Below are 16,892 nucleotides of genomic sequence, written 5' to 3' on the forward strand. Positions count from 1 at the left end.
TACAGGGGCCGCACACGGGGCGACGATGGGACGGGTCCGTATCGTCGCGACGTCGAGACTAGAGGGAGCCCGCGTCGAAACGCAACCGTAGCGTCGTGACGTTATGCTCAAGCCATGGCAAACGACGGCAGCGGAAGCGAGACCGCGGCGGCGCGCCGGAGCCCGGCAGGCGCCGCCGTACTGCGCGAGGACAAGACCGAGGCGATCCGTGCCGCGGTCTTCGAGGAGCTGGCCGCGGTGGGCTTCGCCCGGATGTCGATCGAGGGCATCGCGCGGCGGGCCGGCGTGGGCAAGACCGCCGTCTACCGGCGGTGGCGCTCCAAGCTGCACCTCGTCCTCGACGTGGTCTCCGCGGTGGCCGCGGCGGGCATGCCGACGCCGGACACCGGGTCGCTGTCCGGCGATGTACGGGTGCTGCTGGAGGTCGCGGCCCGTGCGCTGCGGCACCCGATGGCCTCGCAGATCATCCCGGACCTGCTGGCGGAGGCGGCCCGCAGCCCCGAACTGGCGGCCGCGCTGAAGGCCGCGCTGCACGACAGCCAGGAGGGCGTGGCCACGGCGATGGTGGCGCGCGCCGTCGAGCGCGGCGAGATCCCGGCCGGTGCGGACGGCCGGCTGGCCCTGGACCTGCTGACCGGGCCGCTGTACTGGCGGCTGCTGGTGGTCCGCGACGAGGTGCCGGCCGGCTATCTCGATGAGCTGACGGCGGCCGTGGTCAGCGCGCTCGGCGGACGCTGAGGCGACCGGCCGGCTCCGGAACCGGAAGAGGTGCCGAGGCGGGGATTCCGCCTCGGCACCCCGCAGTTGGTGCGTTCAGCCCGCGAGCCCGATGTCCGTCGCCTCGGCGGACGGCGCCTCCTCGGACGCCGCACCCTCGGACGTCGCCTCGTCGGACGGGCTGCTGTCCCGCTGGGCGGGCAGCCGAGTCCCCTGGAGCGGCAGCCGGCCCGGCCCGGATCCGGCGGCCGCGGCGCGCGGGGACGGGGCGACGGTGCGCTCGGCCGGCGGCAGCGGGGCCGGGGTCGCCTCCTGGCCCAGGAAGACCCGGCGGACCACCCGCTCGGCGGCGTGCCCGTCGTCCCACTGGCAGAACCGCGCACGGAACGCGGCGCGCAGTTCGGTGGCCCGCTCGTCGTCCCAGCGGCCGCTGCGGAACGCCTCGATCAGCTCGTCCTCGCTGGTGGCGACGGCGCCCGGGGTGTCGCCCGGCCGGCCCGAGAGCAGGTCGAAGGTGACCCCGCGGGAGCGGACGTAGGTGTCCCAGTCGTCGGCGTAGGTGACGATCGGCCGGTCGAGGTGGGCGTAGTCGAACATGATCGACGAATAGTCGGTGACCAGGGCGTCGGCGGCCAGGCACAGCTCCTCGACGACCGGGTGGCCGGAGACGTCGATCAGCGCGCCGCGCTCCTGGAGCGCCTGGAGGCGGGCGTCCTGGTCGTAGAAGTAGTGGGTGCGCACCAGCAGGACGAAGTCCTCGCCCAGCTCGCGGGAGAGCTTCTCCAGGTCGAGCCGGGGGACATAGCCGACCTGGTAGTCGCGCATGGTCGGGGCGTAGAGGACCGCGGTCCGGCCGGGCGCGATGCCGAGCCGGGCGCGGATGTCCAGGACGTCCTGGGCGGTGGCGCGGTAGTAGACGTCGTTACGGGGGTAGCCCGCGTTCAGCGACTCGAAGTCGCAGGGGTAGACCCGCTCCCACTGCTCGGTGGTGTGCTGGTTGGCGGAGAGCGAGAAGTCCCAGCGGTCGGCGCGGGCCAGCAGCTTGCGGAAGCTCATGCCCTTGGCCGCGGCCGGGTAGCGCTTCTGGTCGGTGCCCATCGACTTCAGCGGGGTGCCGTGGTGGGTCTGCAGATGGATCTGGCCCTCGCGCTTGACCACGCCGTCCGCGAAGTTGACGTTGTTGACGAGGTACTTGGCGCGGGCCATCACCTCCCAGTAGCGCGGGGAGTTCAGCACGACGTGGTCGATACCGGCCGGGATCTCGCCGGACTCGGCGAGCTGCTTCTTGACGACCCAGACGCCGTGGATCCCCGGCGCCAGCTCCTTGGCCTTCTCGTAGACCGCCAGCGGGTTGCAGGCCGGCCGCCGGTTCCAGTACGCGGAGTAGACGGCGAGGTTCTCGTCCAGCGGCTGCCGCAGCAGCGCCTGGTAGCGCAGGTCCATCGCCTTGCGCTTGGCCTGCCGGACCCGCTTGCCGGCGTGCTTGCGCACCGTGCGCTGCACCTTGCCGGCGGCCTTGAGGCCGGCCAGCGCCGGATAGGCGTCCTTGGCGAGCAGCGCGTACTTGCCGCCGGCCATGCCGGTGGGGCGGACGAAGCCGGCCGGTATCCGCAGGCGGTAGTCGCGGGCGGCGCGGTGGAAGAACTCGGCGGTGGCGTTCCGCGGCAGCCGGCCGGGCTTGTCCAGGACGGTCAGATAGTGGTCGACCATCTTGCGGAACATGTGCGGGCGCCAGCGCGACAGCTCGGGGTGCGCGTCCAGGTAGGCGAAGACCCGGGCGTACTGGTCGAAGACGTCGAAGTGCTTACGGCTGGTGGTGCGCAGGATGTTGCCGCCCTGGCGGCGCTGGCGGTAGTGCAGGGCGACCCGGTCCAGGACCGCGATCCGGCGGGCGGTGATCAGGGTGCAGAAGGTCCAGGGGGCGTCCTCGTAGTAGCCCGGGGGGAAGGTGAAACCGTGCTCCTCGATGAAGTCGCGGCGGTAGGCCTTGTTCCAGACGATCTGCAGCAGATCGAGCAGCTGGGGGCGCTCGGCCAGCGAGAAGGAGGGCGCTCCGGACTCGTCGAGCAGTCCGGAGAGGGCGTTGCGCCGGGTGGAGCCGTCCCAGTAGGTCCGGGCGTAGTCGAAGATCAGGATCTCGGGGTCCCCGGTGGCGGCCAGCCGGTCCGCGAGGGCGCCGAGCGCGCCGGGTACGAGGGTGTCGTCGCTGTCGAGGAAGAGGACGTAGTCGCCGCGGACCTGCTCCAGGCCGGCGTTGCGGGCCGGGCCCAGACCGGCGTTCTCCGGGAGGTGGAGGACCTGGACGCGGTCGTCGCGGGCGGCGTACTCGTCCAGGATGGCGCCGCTGTGGTCGGGTGAGCAGTCGTCGACGGCGATGAGCTCGAAGTCCGTGAACTCCTGGGCCAGCACCGAGTCCATGCAGGCGCGCAGGAAGCCCTGCACTCTGAACACGGGGACGATGATGCTGAACCGGGGTACGGCGTCAAGGCCTGTCTCGGACATGCGGTGCTACTCCTCGTAATGAGCTGAGTACAGAACGCAGAAATCTCCCCAAAGGGGTCTCTTGCATTGTCAGCCGTACGACTCGTGTTCACCCAAAAAGGTTGTTCTTCGTCATCTGAATGTTCTGTGGGCCCCGTCACGCACCTGCGAAAGTGGCGAATTGTCGGGCAGGCAGGAACTCCCCGGTGACCGAATACTGAGGGTGTGTCACCCGTGCCTTCGCCCCTGCTGTCCCGCCGCCGGCTGCTTCAGGTCGCCGGCGGCGGGCTGTTCGCCGCGACGGCGGGCGCCGCCGTCTGGGCCCGGCTGTCGGACGGGGCCTCCCGTACGGCCGGACCGGCGGGCCCCGGGCGCTCCCTGGTGGACCCGGCCGGCCAGTCCTTCCTGCACATCGTCGCGCACGCCGACGACGGCCTGTACTTCATGAACCCCGACCTGGAGCAGTCCCTGCGCAGCGGGGCCCGCTCGGTCACCGTCTGCCTCACGGGCGGCGAGGCCGACGGCCACAACGTCAGCCTGCGCGCCCCCGACCCCGAGCGGGTTCCGGTGGACCGGGCCGCCTTCGCCCGCGCGCGGGCCAACGGACTGCGGGCCGCGCACGCCGCGATGGTCACCGGCGACCCGGCCGCCCGCTGGGACGTCGCGGCGCTCTCCCTGCTCCCCGGCTTCGAGGCGGAGCTCCAGACCCTGCACGACGCCCCGCAGCACCAGCTGATCTTCCTGGAGCTGGTGGAGTCCCGGGCCGTCTGGCAGGCCCGCACGGTCAGCCTGCGCGGCCTGTGGCTCGGGGCCGCCGCCACCCTCCCCACGCTGCGCCCCGACGGCACCCCCGTGCGGCGGCAGTACCACTACACCCGCGACCAGGTCGTCCGGACCCTGGTGGCGGTGCTCGACCGGGTCCGGCCCACGGTCGTACGGACCCTGGACCCGAACGCGGTGCACTCGTGGAAGCGGCCGCCGGCCACCGGGGACCACGATCCCCGGCTGGCCGGGCTGCGCTACTACGACCATCAGGACCACACCGCTTCCGCCTACTTCGCGCAGGCCGCGCTGGCGGCGTACGCCGACCGCGGGCGGCCCCCGATCGTGGAGCACTACCTCGGCTACGAGGCCGGCGTGCTGCCCCACGACATCGACCTGGCCACCGCCCGCCGCAAGGCCGCGCTGCTGTCGGTCTACGGCTGGGCCGACCACCGAGCCTGTGGCGACCCGGCCGGCTGCGGCGACCGCAAGGTGGGCGGCGCGGCGCTCAGCGGCGTCTCGCGCAACTGGACCCGCAGCACCCGGCTGCGGGCGCCCGGCTCCAACGCCTGGATCCGCCCGGCGCAGGACGGCCGGCTCGCCGCCTTCGCGGTCCTGGGCGGCCGGGCGTACTGCTGGGCCGAGACCCGGCCGGGCAGCGGCAGCTTCGGCGCGCCGGTGCCGGTCGGCGGCGCGATGTTGCAGGGGCAGATCCATGTGGTGCGCCGCCCGGACGGCACGCTCCAGCTGTTCGCCTCCCGCACCGTGTTGCCGGGCCGGCACACCGACCACCACCGGGAGCTGCTGACCGCACCGCAGACCGGCACCGGCCCGGACGGGGTGCCCGCCTTCGCGCGCTGGGAGTCGCTGGGCTCCCCGGACGCGGACCCGGTCAGATCGCTGGAGATCGGCTTCCCGGCGGCGGTGGCCACCCCGGACGGCACGGTGCACGTCTTCGTCCGGACCTGGGACGGCAACATCGCCCACCGCAGCGGCCGGGCGGGCCGGGGCTTCTCGCCGTGGCAGCGGCTGGAGGGCACGGTCAGCACGCTGCTGGCGTCCCCGCGGATCATCGACGGGCTGGACGCCTGTGTGGACTCCGCCGGGCTGATCCATCTGGCTGCGCCGAGCGCCGGGACCGTGGCGCACTGGGTGTCCAAGGAGGCCGGCGGGCTGCCGCGGCCGGCCGCGGCCACCGGACTCCCGCAGCCGGCCGGCCCGGTCAGCCTCGTCCCGCTGGCCGGCGGCGTGGTGCGGGCGGTCTTCCGCCGGTCGGCCACCGCCCAGGTGCTGATCGCCGAGCGGCCGCGGATGATCGGCGGCTGGCGGGTGTCGGCACGGTGTGCGGCGGTCGGCGGGTACGGGCGGGTGGCGGCGGCGCCGGTCGGTGGCGCCGGCCGGATGGTGCTGGCGGCCCGCGACGACGCCGGCGAGGTGCGGATGGCGATGGCGCAGGACGCCTCCGGGCCCTGGCAGCGGGGCAGGGTGGCGCATTCGGCGGCGGCCGGGGTCGCCCAGGACGCCGCCGGGCGCGCGGTGGTGGTCGCGCTGGGCACCGACGGCCGGCTGTACACGGCCCGCCAGACCTCGGTCGGACAGCGTGCGCTGTTCGGGGGCTGGCGGGCTCAGACGGGGTCGCCGGAGCGGACCGGCGGCCGATCGGTCCGAGCGTTCTGAGCGGGCGGGCGCAGGATGCGCCGGGAGACCAGAAACGTGAACGGGAGGGCGGTCAGCGCCGCCGCCAGTGGCGCCACCGCGGTGTTCAGCCCGCACCCGCTCACCAACAGCACCAGCCCCACGCTCTGCGCCGCATAGTTGGTGACCTGCGTCAGCGGGAAGAGCAGGAACTTCTTCCAGGTCGGCCGGGTGCGGTAGGTGAAGTAGGTGTTCAGGAGGAATGAGCAGACCATGCTCAGCGCGAAGGCGCCGGTGTAGGCCGCGAAGTACGGCAGCACCCGCCGCAGCGGCAGGTAACAGGCGTAGAACGTGAGGGTGTTGATCCCGCCGACGGTGGCGAAGCGCACGAGCTGGCCCCAGGGGGCGAGCGTCGGCAGACCGCGCATCAGCCGGCCCGGGAGCCGGCCGGGGCGGCGGCATCCGCGGACGCGGGCGCGGGGACGGCGGTGTTGCTCTCCTTGACCAGGAAGTGCGGCCGCCGCTTGGTCTCGTAGTAGATCCGTCCGATGTACTCGCCGATCAGCCCGAGCATCACCATCTGCAGCCCGCCCAGGCCGACGATGATGGCCACCAGCGTCACATAGCCCGGCGCGGTGACCCCGCCGACCAGGGCCGCGCCGATGATCCACAGGGCGTAGAGGGCGGCGAGCGAGGCCAGTCCGAGCCCGGCGTAGATGGCCAGCCGCAGCGGGCGGGAGTTGAAGGACAGCATGCCGTCGATGCCGTAGTTGACCAGCGAGCCGACGTGCCACTTGGTCTCGCCCGCCTCCCGGGCGGCATTGCGGTAGTCGAAGGTGACGGTGTCGAAACCGATCCAGGAGAACAGGCCCTTGGAGAAGCGGTTGTACTCCGGGAGTGAGAGCAGCGCGTCCACGGCCGTACGGGACAGCAGCCGGAAGTCGCCCACGCCATCGGTGAGTTCGACATCGACCCATCTGTTGACGGCGCGGTAGTAGAGCCTGCTCAGCGCGGTCCGCACCGGCCGGTCGCCGTGCCGGGTGCGCTTGGCGACGACCTGGTCGTGGCCGAGCTGGTAGAGGTCGAGCATCTTCTCGATGAGCTCGGGCGGATGCTGGAGATCGGCGTCCATGAGGATCACCGCGTCGCCGTCGGCCGCCCGCAGGCCGGCCAGTATGGCGGGCTCCTTGCCGAAGTTACGGCTGAAGGAGAGGTAGCGGGTGGTGCCGCGGTGCTGCTGGGCGAGGCTGCGCAGCCGGGCCAGGGTGCCGTCGGCGCTGCCGTCGTCGACGTAACAGAGTTCGTACTCGACGGCGAGACCGGCGAGGACCGCGCGGATCGTGTCGTCGAAGCGGCTCAGGACGGCCTCTTCGTTGTAGCAGGGGACGACGATGGAGAGCTTCATGAGCAGGCCTTTTCGCCGGGGGCGGGGGGCGGCGCGGACGGGGTCTACGGATCCGGTGGAATGTCACGGGGTGAACGGCGTGCTGATGCGAGGCGTCGGCGGCCGCGGACCGCTCCGGCCGCGGCCACCGCGGCGACCGCCAGCGCCGCCGCGGCGCTCGCCGCCAGCCCCGTCCCCAGGCCCGGTGGCCGGTAGGAGCACGACAGCCGGGAGGCCCCGGAGCCCAGCGGGACGGTCAGCAGACCGGCGAACGAGCGCGGCGCGCGGCGGGGTCCGCCGTCCACCGCACAGCCCCATCCCGTGACCGCCGGCATCGCCAGCACCGCGCTGCCCCTGCTGCCCGGCCGCAGCCGGGCCGTCAGACTGTGGCCGCCGGCGGTCAGTTCCACCGGGCCCCTGGCGCGCAGCGCGTCCACCGCCGCCGTCAGCCTGCGCCGGGACAGACAGCCCAGGGCGTGCCCGGGGACGCGCTGCGGGCCCCGGCCGGTGAAGCGCACCGACACCGTGCCGTCCGCGGGCACTTGGCCCAGCTCCCGCACCGGATTGGCGGTGACATCGGCGCGGCCGATCGCCTTGCTGTGCCCGCCCAGCCCGGTGACCCGCCCGGAGAACCACGGCGCCGACCACACGGCGGTGCTGCCCGGGGTGCAGTGTGCCGTGAAGGTGGTCCCCGCGCCGTTCGGGCCCGCCGCCGGCTGCCGTGTGGCGGGTTGCGGTGCCGGGCGCAGCAGCCAGCCGCCACGGTCGGGCACCGGGGTCGCGCCCGTGGTGGGCCGCAGGGCCGGCACCTCGTACACGGCCGCGCCCAGCACCCGCTCCTGACGGGCGAACACGGTCTCCCCGGCGCGCGGGCGGGGGAGCGTGCTCCGTACGGTCAGCAGCGGGGCCGGGTGCGCGCGGTGCGTGACGTAGCGGTTGCGGCTCTCCCACACCGGCGACAGCGAGCTGCTCACGCCCATGATCGCCTGGCCCGCCGGGTCCTCGAAGCTGAGCGTGTGGCGGCCCCTGATGTACCAGCCGGCGCCCAGGCGTTGCAGGGTGCGGGCGGTGGCCGCCGGGACGTAGCTGCTGTAGTACGCGCCGCCCTCGCCGCCGAGCAACAACGGGTCGTTGTTGGCGAATTCGTGCGGGCCCGGATCGGTGCGGGAGCGGGGCCAGTCGGTGCGGGCGGCCAGTTCGTCCCGGGCCGCCAGCGACGGCCCGGTCAGCGTGATCTTGGGCCGGAACCAGGCGATCCTGTCCCGCGCCGCGGTCACGGAGAACGCCGTGTACGCCGAGCCGAGCAGGATGGTGCCGGTCAGCGCGGCGGTGGCGGCGGCCCGGGTGCGGCCGCCGCGCAGCGCGCTGCGCGCGGTCAGCGCCAGGAGGGTCACGGCGCCGCCGCCGGCCACCAGGATCCAGGTGGCGGTGCCGACCGCGGCCTGGTCCCGGCAGAGCCAGGCCAGCGCGGCGACCAGCCCGGCGCCCGCGGCGAGTTCGCCGGGCCGCGGGCGGTGCGCCAGTGCGAGCCAGGAGATCATCACGAGGATCCCGCTGAGCACGAAGGCGGCACGGTAGGGGCTGCCGTTGGGCAGCGCGAAGCCGTGCCACAGCAGGATCGTCGGCTCCTGGACGAACGAGAAGGCGACGCCCGCCGCCAGCGCGTACCAGCCCAGGCGCACCCGTAGCGGCACCGCGCGCACGAACGGGAAGGCCGCCACCAGCAGCAGCCCGGGGACCCCGATGAAGAGGTTCGGGGCCGGTGTCGCGTCGTGGGCGCCGGGCAGCAGCTGCGACACCTGGTGGAGCAGGGGCGGCCCGCCGGCGTAGGACACCTCGGGGGCGGGCTGGGCGGCGTGGCTGGCCCGGAAGGTGACGGTCAGGACGGGTGCGGTGAGCAGGATGCCGGTCAGTGCCATCGAGACGGCGCGGCCCGCTGCCCGCAGGCGGTCGCGGCGCGGCATCCCGGTGGCAGTCAGCAGCCGCAGGCCCAGGACCAGCGCCGTCGCCAGGGTGGCCATCGCCGCCGTGTAGAAGTTGCCCGCCCAGGCGAGGGCGACCAGCAGGGTGCCGGCCACCCAGCGGGTGCGGCGCAGGCACCAGTCCGCGGCGATACCGGTCAGCGGCAGCGCGACCAGGCCCCACATCCACATGGGGTCGGCGAAACCGTCGTTCAGCACCCAGGCGCACAGCCCGTAGCCCACCGACAGCAGCGCCCGCAGCGTGCCGGAGCCCGGCCGCAGCCGGCCGAGGAGGACGGTCATCAGCGCGGCGCCCAGGCCGATGCTGAGCAGGGTGACCAGGAAGACCGGGAGGTCGGCCAGCGCACGGGGGAAGAGTCCGACGAGCCAGGAGAACGGGTTCATCAGATAGGTGAAGAAGTCGGCGAGGAACGGGACGCCGTAGCCGCTGCCCCAGTTGAAGAACAGATCGCCGCTGGTGGTGCCGTGTATCAGGTCCCACAGCCGGGCGTGGAACGGCACGAACTGATTGCCCAGGTCGTTGACGGCGCGGGAGTGCGGACCGAAGGGGTAGCTGCCGTAAAGGGCGAGCCCGAGGCAGTACGCGCCCATGGACAGGGCCGCCGCGAGCCCGGGTGCCGTCAGCCGCCCGAGGGTCCCGCGCGCCGCGGCCGGGCGTTCACTCCCGGGAAGGGGACGGGCAACCTCCAGGGGCCGGACCGCCTCTTGTGGGGTGGCGGGCGTCGGAGCCACCGGCACTCCTCCACGATCGGCGAACGTTCACCCCACGTTATATGTCTAAATAGTCCCCTTTACCCGGCTGCGGCGCCGGGTCTTTCGGGGGATTGCGGAAATGAACGGAGGGCACGGGTGCCCGTCTCAGACGACCTCGCGGCCGCGGTCCCCACCGGGCCGGACGCCGCGGCGCCGACCGTCTCTGTGATCATGCCGGTGCACAACACCCGGCGTTACCTCGAACGCAGCCTCGGCTCCGTCTTCGCCCAGACGCTGGACCAGCGGCAGATAGAGGTGATCGCGGTCGACGACGGCTCCACCGACGGCAGCGCGGAGTGGCTGACCGAGCAGGTCCGCAGCCACCCCAACCTGACGGTGCTGCGCCAGGAGGCCTCCGGCGGCGCCGGTCGGCCGCGCAACGCCGGACTGGACCACGCCACCGGCGACTACGTCTTCTTCCTCGACTCCGACGACCGCCTCGACACCGAGGCGCTGTTCTGGCTCACCCGCACGGCCCAGAAGAACGGCTCGGACGTCGTCTACGGCCGGATGGCCGGCGCCGAAGGCCGCGGGGCCCCCGTCGACCTGCGCACCACCAGCGCGTCGGTCTCCGTCTTCGACTCCCCGGTCTACTGGTCGCTGGCCGCCTACAAGCTCTTCCGCCGCGCCTTCCTCGAACAGCACCGGCTGCGCTTCGTCGAGGGCCGGCTGCTGGCCGAGGACCTCCCCTTCGGCATCACCGCGCTGCTGCGCGCCGAGGTCGTCTCCGTCTTCGCCGAGCGCACCTGCTACTACCTGCACGGACGCGACGACAACAGCAACGCCACCCGCCAGGACATCGACTGGTGCGAGTACCTCGACTACATCGGCACCGTCCTCGAACGGGTCGCGGCCGAGGTCCCGCCCGGCGGGAACCGCGACAAGCTGATGGTCCGGCACTTCCACGGCGAGATACTCATGCCCTTCGGGGCCCCCTACCTCGGCCGCGACGAGGCCGGCCGGCGCGCGATGGCCGCCGCCGCCCGCCCCCTCGTCGAGCGCTACCTCACCGACCGGGTGCTGGCCGCCCTGCCGCCCGCCCTCCGGCTGCGCGCCCACTGCCTGCGCGCCGGACTCGACGACGAGCTGACCGCCGTCGCCCGGGCCGACACCGGCTCCCGGCCGGGCCCGCCGCACCTCGACGACGACGGGCGGGTCTACGCCGGCTACCCGTACTTCCGCGACCCGCAGCGCGCCCTCCCCGACGCCTGCTACGACCTCACCGACCGGGTGGTGCTGCGCCAGCGGCTGGTCCACCAGCACTGGGTGGGCGGCGTCCTGCACCTGCGCGGCACCGCAGAGCTCCCGCCGCTCGGCGGCGACACCGTCGAGATCCTCCTGCGCCGCGGCGGCACCGTCCACCGCATCCCCGCCCACTACGAGGACGGCGCCTGGCGGGCCGCCGTCGACCCGGCGACCGCCGCGGACGGCGGCCCGTTGCCCGCCGGCATCTGGGGCTTCAAGATCGCACTCACCGCGCACGGCCCGGGCGGCGCCGCCGGTCCCTCGCTGTGCCGCGAGGCCTGGCTGGTCCCCGAGCACGCGGAGGACGCGCAGGACCCGGTAGCTCACCCGGACTTCGCCCCGCGGATCGTCGGCCGGGGCCCCGCCGGCCCCGCCGTCGCCGCGCTCTTCCTCTCCCCGCACGGCCATCTCCACCTCGACCTGGACGGGACGACCCGGCCGCTCGGCGCGGACCTGCGGGGCACCGCGCACTGCACCCGCTCCGGCCGCGCCACCCTCACCGCACACCTCACCCTGCCCGGCTGCCCCACCGACGCCGAGCTCCAGCTGATCCTCCGCGACGCGACCCGCACGGTGGCACTGCGCACCACGGCCACCAGGGACGCCGGCGACCACTACACCGTCCGTTCCCTGCTCCGGAGCGGCCCGCCGGGCACCTGGCGGATAGCCCTGCGGGTGACCGCGGGCCCGCTCGTCCGCGAACTACCGGTCCGCACGGCCGAGGACTTGCCCGGCGGCCCGGGAACGCTGACCCTCGCGGTGCCCGGTACCGGCTTCCGGGCGCGGCTCACGCGCAGGTCCCGCGGCTGAATGACGGGGCGTACGGGGCCGGGCGGGCCAGACCCCCGGCTCAGGCCGTCTTGCGGCGCCCCACCGCCCGCGCACGGTCGGACAGTGCCCGGACGACGGGCAGCCGGCGGTAGGGGCGCAGGCCGTTCTCCAGAGTGGCGAAGTGCTCGTCACCGCGGGCGCTGGCAACCCCGGCGTAGTCCTCCAGGAAGTCGTCCCACACCTCGCAGGACTCCTCCACGTGCCGCATGGCCAGGAGGCGGGTGGCCAGCAGCCCGGTGCCGTGCACGCGGCCCTGCCGTTCCCCGTCGGGCCGGTATCGGTTGGACCGGCGCAGGGCCTGGACCGATCCGGCGCGGTCGCCGAGTTCCCACTTCACATGGGAGACATGGAATTCGAACGCCGACCGGTCGTAGCCGCCGACCGTGTCGTTGCGGCCCTCCGCCCGCGAGAGGGCCGCTTCGGTCTCCCGCAGCCGGGAGAACGCCTGCCGGCGGTCCTTCACCATCGCCGCCCCGTGCGCCTGCTGCCCGCGGAGGAAGGCAACCAGCCGCGGGCCCGCGGCCGGTGCGGCTTCGGCCGCGCTGTCGGCAAGTGCCAGTGCCTTGTTGCCGTGGCCGAGGTTCGACGCCTGAAGTGCCATGCCGCGCAGGGTGCGGGAGTAGGTGAGGTGGTCCTCCGCGTCGGCCGCGAGGGTGAGGGCCCGCAGGTAGTACTGCTGCCCGGTCCCGTGTTCCCGCTCGTACATGGCCATCCAGCCCGTGAGGTACACCAGGTCCGACGCTGCGGCCCGGATGGCTTTCCTCGCGGCCTCACTGCCGTCCGCCCGCAGATACGGACCCACGGTATGGACGAGGAAAGCCGCCGCCATCGGCCGTGCATGCCCTCCCCCCAGCTCGTCCAGGATGTCGGCGATCTTCGCCGTCATGGTCCGGACGGTCGCCACGTCGCTCATCCCGATGCGTACGGTGCGGCCGGCCGGGACCGCTTCCGTGCGGCCGGCCACGTCCTCGAACCGGGGGACGGCCAGCGTCGCCGAGTACAGGCCGGCACCGAGCACCGCGCGGCGGGACGGGGCCAGGGCCTGTCGTTTGGATCAGGTCGGGCTCGCGGGGTCTGGCACGCGCATCTGCGGCGTTGTCGTCAATCAGCAACGCTCCGCGTTGCCTCAATCCTCCGCCTTGCAGCTGCACGCACCAGACCCCGCTCCCTGATCCGACCTGATCCAAACGACAGGCCCTAGGTCGGCCGTTCCGAGCTCGACCACTCCGGACGCGGCATCGGCAGTGGGGGCCGGTTCGCCGAGGTCGCCCAGCCCGGCCTCCGAGGACGTGACCGGCCGGCCGAGGAGCCGTGCGAGCGCTTCGACGACAGCGGGGCGAGCCGCAGCCTTGGGCAGGGACCCCTTCAGCCAGTGGGACACGGTCGTCTTGTCGTAGTGCAGGCTCACGCCGAGTTCCGCCCCGACGCGGTTCACGGTCCGCGCGAGCTGGGCGTTTCCGACCTGTCCTTCCCGCATCAGGGCTGCGAGGGGCAAGTTCGGCTTCCGTGATCGTGGTGCCATCTCGTGTACCCCCGAGCGTTCAACCGGTTCAACCGTCTCTCCACTCTGCTCCCTTACCCGGTGTGCCGTAAGGGAGTTGATTGATTACCAGCCGTCCGGGGGCCTGCCTCGCGACGGCCGGCACGGGCTCACCCGCACACGTCCCCGGCGGCGGACGGGTGCCCCGAAAGGCGCCGTCTTCCTGCGGCTACCGGGGCGCCCGGAGTGGCCGGTGGCGCAGCCGGGGGCGCTGACGGTGTCGCGCACCAGGACGCAGCGGCTCGCGGACGGGGACTTCGGATGACCTGCCCGCCGTGCGGTGCGCGGGAGGCGGACTCGCCACCACCGGCACGCCGTGCACACGCCGAGCGGCAGGCGCACGCTGGAAACAGCGGTTCCGGAGGTGATCGTGATGCTGCAGACCGCTGTCGGATGGCATGTCGAGCTGGAATTCGACGAGGACGCCCACCGCACCCGCGCGGCGGCCCTCGTCCGGCTCCCCGACGGGAGCGAGGTGCGGTCCCATGGCTATACCAGCCGCCACCCCGCTGATTCGAATCAGCCGAGGGTCGGCGAGGAGGTCGCGGGGGCCAGAGCACTCAACGAGCTGGCGATGAAGCTGCTGACCAAGGCGCACGACGAGATCGATGAGGCGTCGGGACGGACGTCGCACCCGCTGCATTGAGGCGGATGGCCGGACCGGCGGTGCATGTTGAGGGCCGCGTGCGCGGCCGCGCCCCGCCGTGCCCCTACGGGCGCGGCGGGGCGCAGGCGGCTCGGCCTCGGTCAGCCCTGCGGGTGGTGGTGCTGCCAGCCAGCCCAGGCCGAGGTGATCATGTCGCGTACGTCGTGGTGGGCCTTCCAGCCCAGCTCGGCGGTGATCCGGTCGGCGGCCGCGACCACCCGGGCCGGGTCGCCCGCCCGGCGGGGGGTGACCTCGGCGGTGACGTCGCCGTGGCCGGTGACCTCGGTGATCAGGTCGATCATCTCGCGCACCGAGACGCCCTCGCCGCGGCCGATGTTGAGCGTCAGATCACGCACCGGGCCCGGCTCGGCGAGCTTGCGGGCGGCCGCCACATGGGCCTCGGCGAGGTCGGCGACATGGATGTAGTCGCGGATGCAGGTGCCGTCGGGGGTGTCGTAGTCATCGCCGAAGATGCGCGGCGCGGTGCCCTCGGTCAGCCGCTCGAAGACCATCGGGACGATGTTGAAGACGCCCGTGTCGGCCAGCTCGGGGGTGGCCGCGCCGGCGACGTTGAAGTAGCGCAGGCAGGCGGTGCTGATGCCGTGCGCGGCGCCCACCGCGCGGGCCATCCACTCGCCGACGAGCTTGGTCTCGCCGTACGGGTTGATCGGCAGGCAGGGGGTGTCCTCGGTGACCAGGTCGACATCGGGCATGCCGTAGACCGCGGCCGAGGAGGAGAAGACGAAGCGGCCGACGCCGCCCGCGGCCATCGCCTCCAGCAGCGTCTGCAGACCGTGGACGTTCTCGCGGTAGTAGAGCAGCGGCATCTCGACGGACTCGCCGACCTGCTTCTTGGCGGCCAGATGCACGACATCGGTGATGCCGTGCCCGGCGATCGTCTCGTCGAGCAGCGCGCGGTCGAGGGTGGAGCCCACGACCAGCGGGACGCCCTGCGGGACCCGGGCGGCCACGCCCGTCGTCAGGTCGTCGAGCACGACGACCGACTCGCCCGCCTGGCGCAGGGCCCGTACGACATGGGAGCCGATGTATCCGGCACCACCCGTGATCAAGTAAGACATGGCGTCAATCCTAGGCTCGGGGTCAGACAGGGAAGAGGAGCGGGCCGCGGCGGTCAGCGGCGCAGCCGCCGGGCGGCGATCCGCCATACGCTGCGCACACCCGAGGCGACCCGGAGCGACAGCGCCCCTCCGGTCGTCGCATACGGCTGCACCAGCAGGACGAGATGCCGCCGGCTGGGCAGCACCCGGCGGCGCAGCCCCGGGCCCCGGGCCCGCAGCGAGGCCCGGAAACCGGCCCCGTTCGCGCAGCTGACCTGCGCCATCAGGTCCCAGGGCTCGGGGTCGCCGCCCTGCCCGTCCGGTTCGACCAGCGCGGCGAGGTCCAGCGCGACCTCGGCGGTCCAGCTGGCCGTGGAGCCGGGGGCGGTCGGGGCGGCCCGGGTGAGCGAGGCGGTGTGGACCGGGCCGCGCTGCTCGTCGCGGCGCCGGTGCAGCTCGATGTCGATGCTCTGAGGTTCGGACGCGGCCAGCCGCCCGTACAGATCGTGTATGCGCAGCCGCAGCACCCCGCGGCCGGTGACGGAGGGCTCGGCGTCGATGGTCACCGGCAGCCGGTGCGTCGGCTTGGTGCCGATCGCGTCCAGCTCGACGTCGGGCAGGTCCGGGGCCCACACCGGACGGCCATCGGCCTCCGCGTACGGCGGCAGCAGCCGGCCGGGGCGGGCCGCCAGCTGGGTCAGGCGGTCCAGGTCCCGCGGGGCGGGGGAGGCCAGCACGACGCGGGCCAGCCAGCGGGCCGGGGCGCGGGCCGCGCGCAGATCGGCCTCGTCGAAATTGGCCAGATAGTCGCGGGCCAGGCTCCACCACTCGGCGCGGTAGTCGGCGCCGCGGGTGTGCAGCTCGCGGACGTACATCCGCAGATCGTGGTCGAGGAACTTGGTGTTCGCGGCGTGCGCCAGCGCCTTGAGACCGGCGTCCTTGAAGATCTGCACGCTGGCGCGGTGCGCCGCGATCCGGGCCTGCCAGTTGGCGACATCGTTGCGGTCCAGCGAGATCGACTGCTTGGCGGCCGAGCGGCGCACGTGCCAGATGTAGACGCTGTCCGGGATGGTCACGATCCGCGGCTCGGCGGCCAGCACCCGCGCGGTGAAGACGAAGTCCTCGTAGGTGAAGCGGCCCTCGGGGAAGGTGATGGCGTGCTCGTCCAGGAACGCCCGCGCGTAGAGCTTGTTGACGCAGAGCGTGTCGCGGACCAGCTGGGGGCTGGTCTCGGCCGAGTCGTGCACGGCCGGCTCGCGGTAGAGGGCGGGCTGCCAGGGGATGTCGCGGTGCGCGGGCAGCTCACGGCGTACGCAGGCGCCGGCCGCGACCGGAGCGTCGTGCTCCAGTGCGGCGGCCAGCAGCGCCCGGGCCGCACCCGGGGGCAGCACATCGTCGCTGTCCAGGAACATCACGAAGCGCCCGGTGGCGGCGCGCAGCCCGTCGTTGCGCGGGGTGCCGCAGCCGCCGCTGTTCCGCTCGCGGTGCAGGACACGGAGGCGTGGTTCGTCACGGGCGAGGGCGTCCAGGGCGGCGCCGGTGCCGTCGGTGGAGGCGTCGTTCACCGCGATCACTTCGGTGACCGTTTCGCCAGGATTCCCCTGCGCGAGTGCGGAGCGCACCGCGTCGCAGACGTGGCCGGCATCGTTGAAGGCGATGACGACGATGCTGACCTGCGCGGATGGCGTGATGGTGGGCCCTGCCGGCAGTGGCTCAAGGGCTTCTTTCACAGTCACTGAATCTACATTTCGTGTCGACAGCATCTCTTGGCGCGAGCGGGGTCCGAACCCATTTACGATGGTTCAGAGGCCGAATCCCGTCGAGCGGTTGCACCCGCCGCTCCTCTTTTCCCGCCCTC

Annotated in this window: 12 protein-coding genes; 4 read left to right on the plus strand and 8 right to left on the minus strand. The window is 73.3% G+C overall.

Features of this window, described 5'->3' with window-relative positions:
* Positions 1 to 114 precede the first annotated feature (114 nt).
* Entirely contained in the window at positions 115 to 738 is a 624-nt protein-coding gene (locus CPH93_RS21320; RefSeq protein WP_093483496.1) for a TetR/AcrR family transcriptional regulator, read from the plus strand.
* A 75-nt stretch (positions 739 to 813) separates the two neighbouring features.
* On the opposite strand, the gene CPH93_RS21325 is transcribed toward CPH93_RS21320, so the two are convergent.
* A complete protein-coding gene (locus CPH93_RS21325) occupies positions 814 to 3,219 on the minus strand; it encodes a bifunctional glycosyltransferase/CDP-glycerol:glycerophosphate glycerophosphotransferase (protein WP_096213755.1) in 2,406 nt (801 codons plus the stop codon).
* 213 nt (positions 3,220 to 3,432) lie between these two features.
* On the opposite strand from CPH93_RS21325, the gene CPH93_RS21330 reads away from it, so the two are divergent.
* Positions 3,433 to 5,637: a PIG-L family deacetylase gene (locus CPH93_RS21330; protein WP_096213756.1), complete on the plus strand. Its 2,205-nt coding sequence runs from the start codon at positions 3,433 to 3,435 to the stop codon at positions 5,635 to 5,637.
* Here CPH93_RS21330 and CPH93_RS21335 read toward each other — a convergent pair.
* The 3 genes from CPH93_RS21335 to CPH93_RS21345 are packed head-to-tail and all read right to left on the minus strand — an operon-like array spanning position 5,586 to position 9,693.
* The gene (locus CPH93_RS21335; protein ID WP_093483493.1) at positions 5,586 to 6,023 is read right to left on the minus strand and encodes a GtrA family protein; all 438 of its coding nucleotides are present in this window, start codon (positions 6,021 to 6,023) and stop codon (positions 5,586 to 5,588) included. The two genes, CPH93_RS21330 and CPH93_RS21335, sit on opposite strands and share 52 nt — an antisense overlap.
* Entirely contained in the window at positions 6,023 to 7,000 is a 978-nt protein-coding gene (locus tag CPH93_RS21340) for a glycosyltransferase family 2 protein (RefSeq protein WP_096213757.1), read from the minus strand. Before CPH93_RS21340 ends, CPH93_RS21335 begins: the two co-directional genes overlap by 1 nt.
* Before the next feature lie 44 nt (positions 7,001 to 7,044).
* The gene (locus CPH93_RS21345; RefSeq protein ID WP_096213758.1) at positions 7,045 to 9,693 is read right to left on the minus strand and encodes a YfhO family protein; all 2,649 of its coding nucleotides are present in this window, start codon (positions 9,691 to 9,693) and stop codon (positions 7,045 to 7,047) included.
* Positions 9,694 to 9,810: 117 nt separating this feature from the next.
* Here CPH93_RS21345 and CPH93_RS37300 point away from each other — a divergent pair, with 117 nt between their 5' ends.
* Positions 9,811 to 11,769, plus strand: a complete 1,959-nt coding sequence (locus tag CPH93_RS37300) for a glycosyltransferase family 2 protein (RefSeq protein ID WP_096213759.1) — start codon at positions 9,811 to 9,813, stop codon at positions 11,767 to 11,769.
* A gap of 40 nt (positions 11,770 to 11,809) precedes the next feature.
* Here the strand turns inward: CPH93_RS37300 and CPH93_RS21355 are convergent, their stop codons facing one another.
* A complete protein-coding gene (locus tag CPH93_RS21355; protein ID WP_197708709.1) occupies positions 11,810 to 12,808 on the minus strand; it encodes a hypothetical protein in 999 nt (332 codons plus the stop codon).
* Between the two features lie 108 nt (positions 12,809 to 12,916).
* Complete coding sequence (locus tag CPH93_RS36445) at positions 12,917 to 13,285, minus strand: hypothetical protein (protein ID WP_096213760.1); 369 nt, start codon at positions 13,283 to 13,285, stop codon at positions 12,917 to 12,919.
* Between the two features lie 418 nt (positions 13,286 to 13,703).
* Here CPH93_RS36445 and CPH93_RS21365 point away from each other — a divergent pair, with 418 nt between their 5' ends.
* The gene (locus CPH93_RS21365; RefSeq protein ID WP_173909858.1) at positions 13,704 to 13,976 is read left to right on the plus strand and encodes a DUF1876 domain-containing protein; all 273 of its coding nucleotides are present in this window, start codon (positions 13,704 to 13,706) and stop codon (positions 13,974 to 13,976) included.
* 101 nt (positions 13,977 to 14,077) lie between these two features.
* On the opposite strand, the gene galE is transcribed toward CPH93_RS21365, so the two are convergent.
* Positions 14,078 to 15,055: a UDP-glucose 4-epimerase GalE gene (gene galE / locus CPH93_RS21370; RefSeq protein ID WP_096213762.1), complete on the minus strand. Its 978-nt coding sequence runs from the start codon at positions 15,053 to 15,055 to the stop codon at positions 14,078 to 14,080.
* Positions 15,056 to 15,108: 53 nt separating this feature from the next.
* Positions 15,109 to 16,764, minus strand: coding sequence for a glycosyltransferase family 2 protein (locus CPH93_RS21375; RefSeq protein ID WP_096213763.1), 1,656 nt, complete (start codon positions 16,762 to 16,764; stop codon positions 15,109 to 15,111).
* Between the last annotated feature and the right edge of the window lie 128 nt (positions 16,765 to 16,892).

It is taken from the genome of Streptomyces sp. 2323.1, assembly GCF_900221035.1.
GTDB lineage: Bacteria > Actinomycetota > Actinomycetes > Streptomycetales > Streptomycetaceae > Streptomyces > Streptomyces sioyaensis.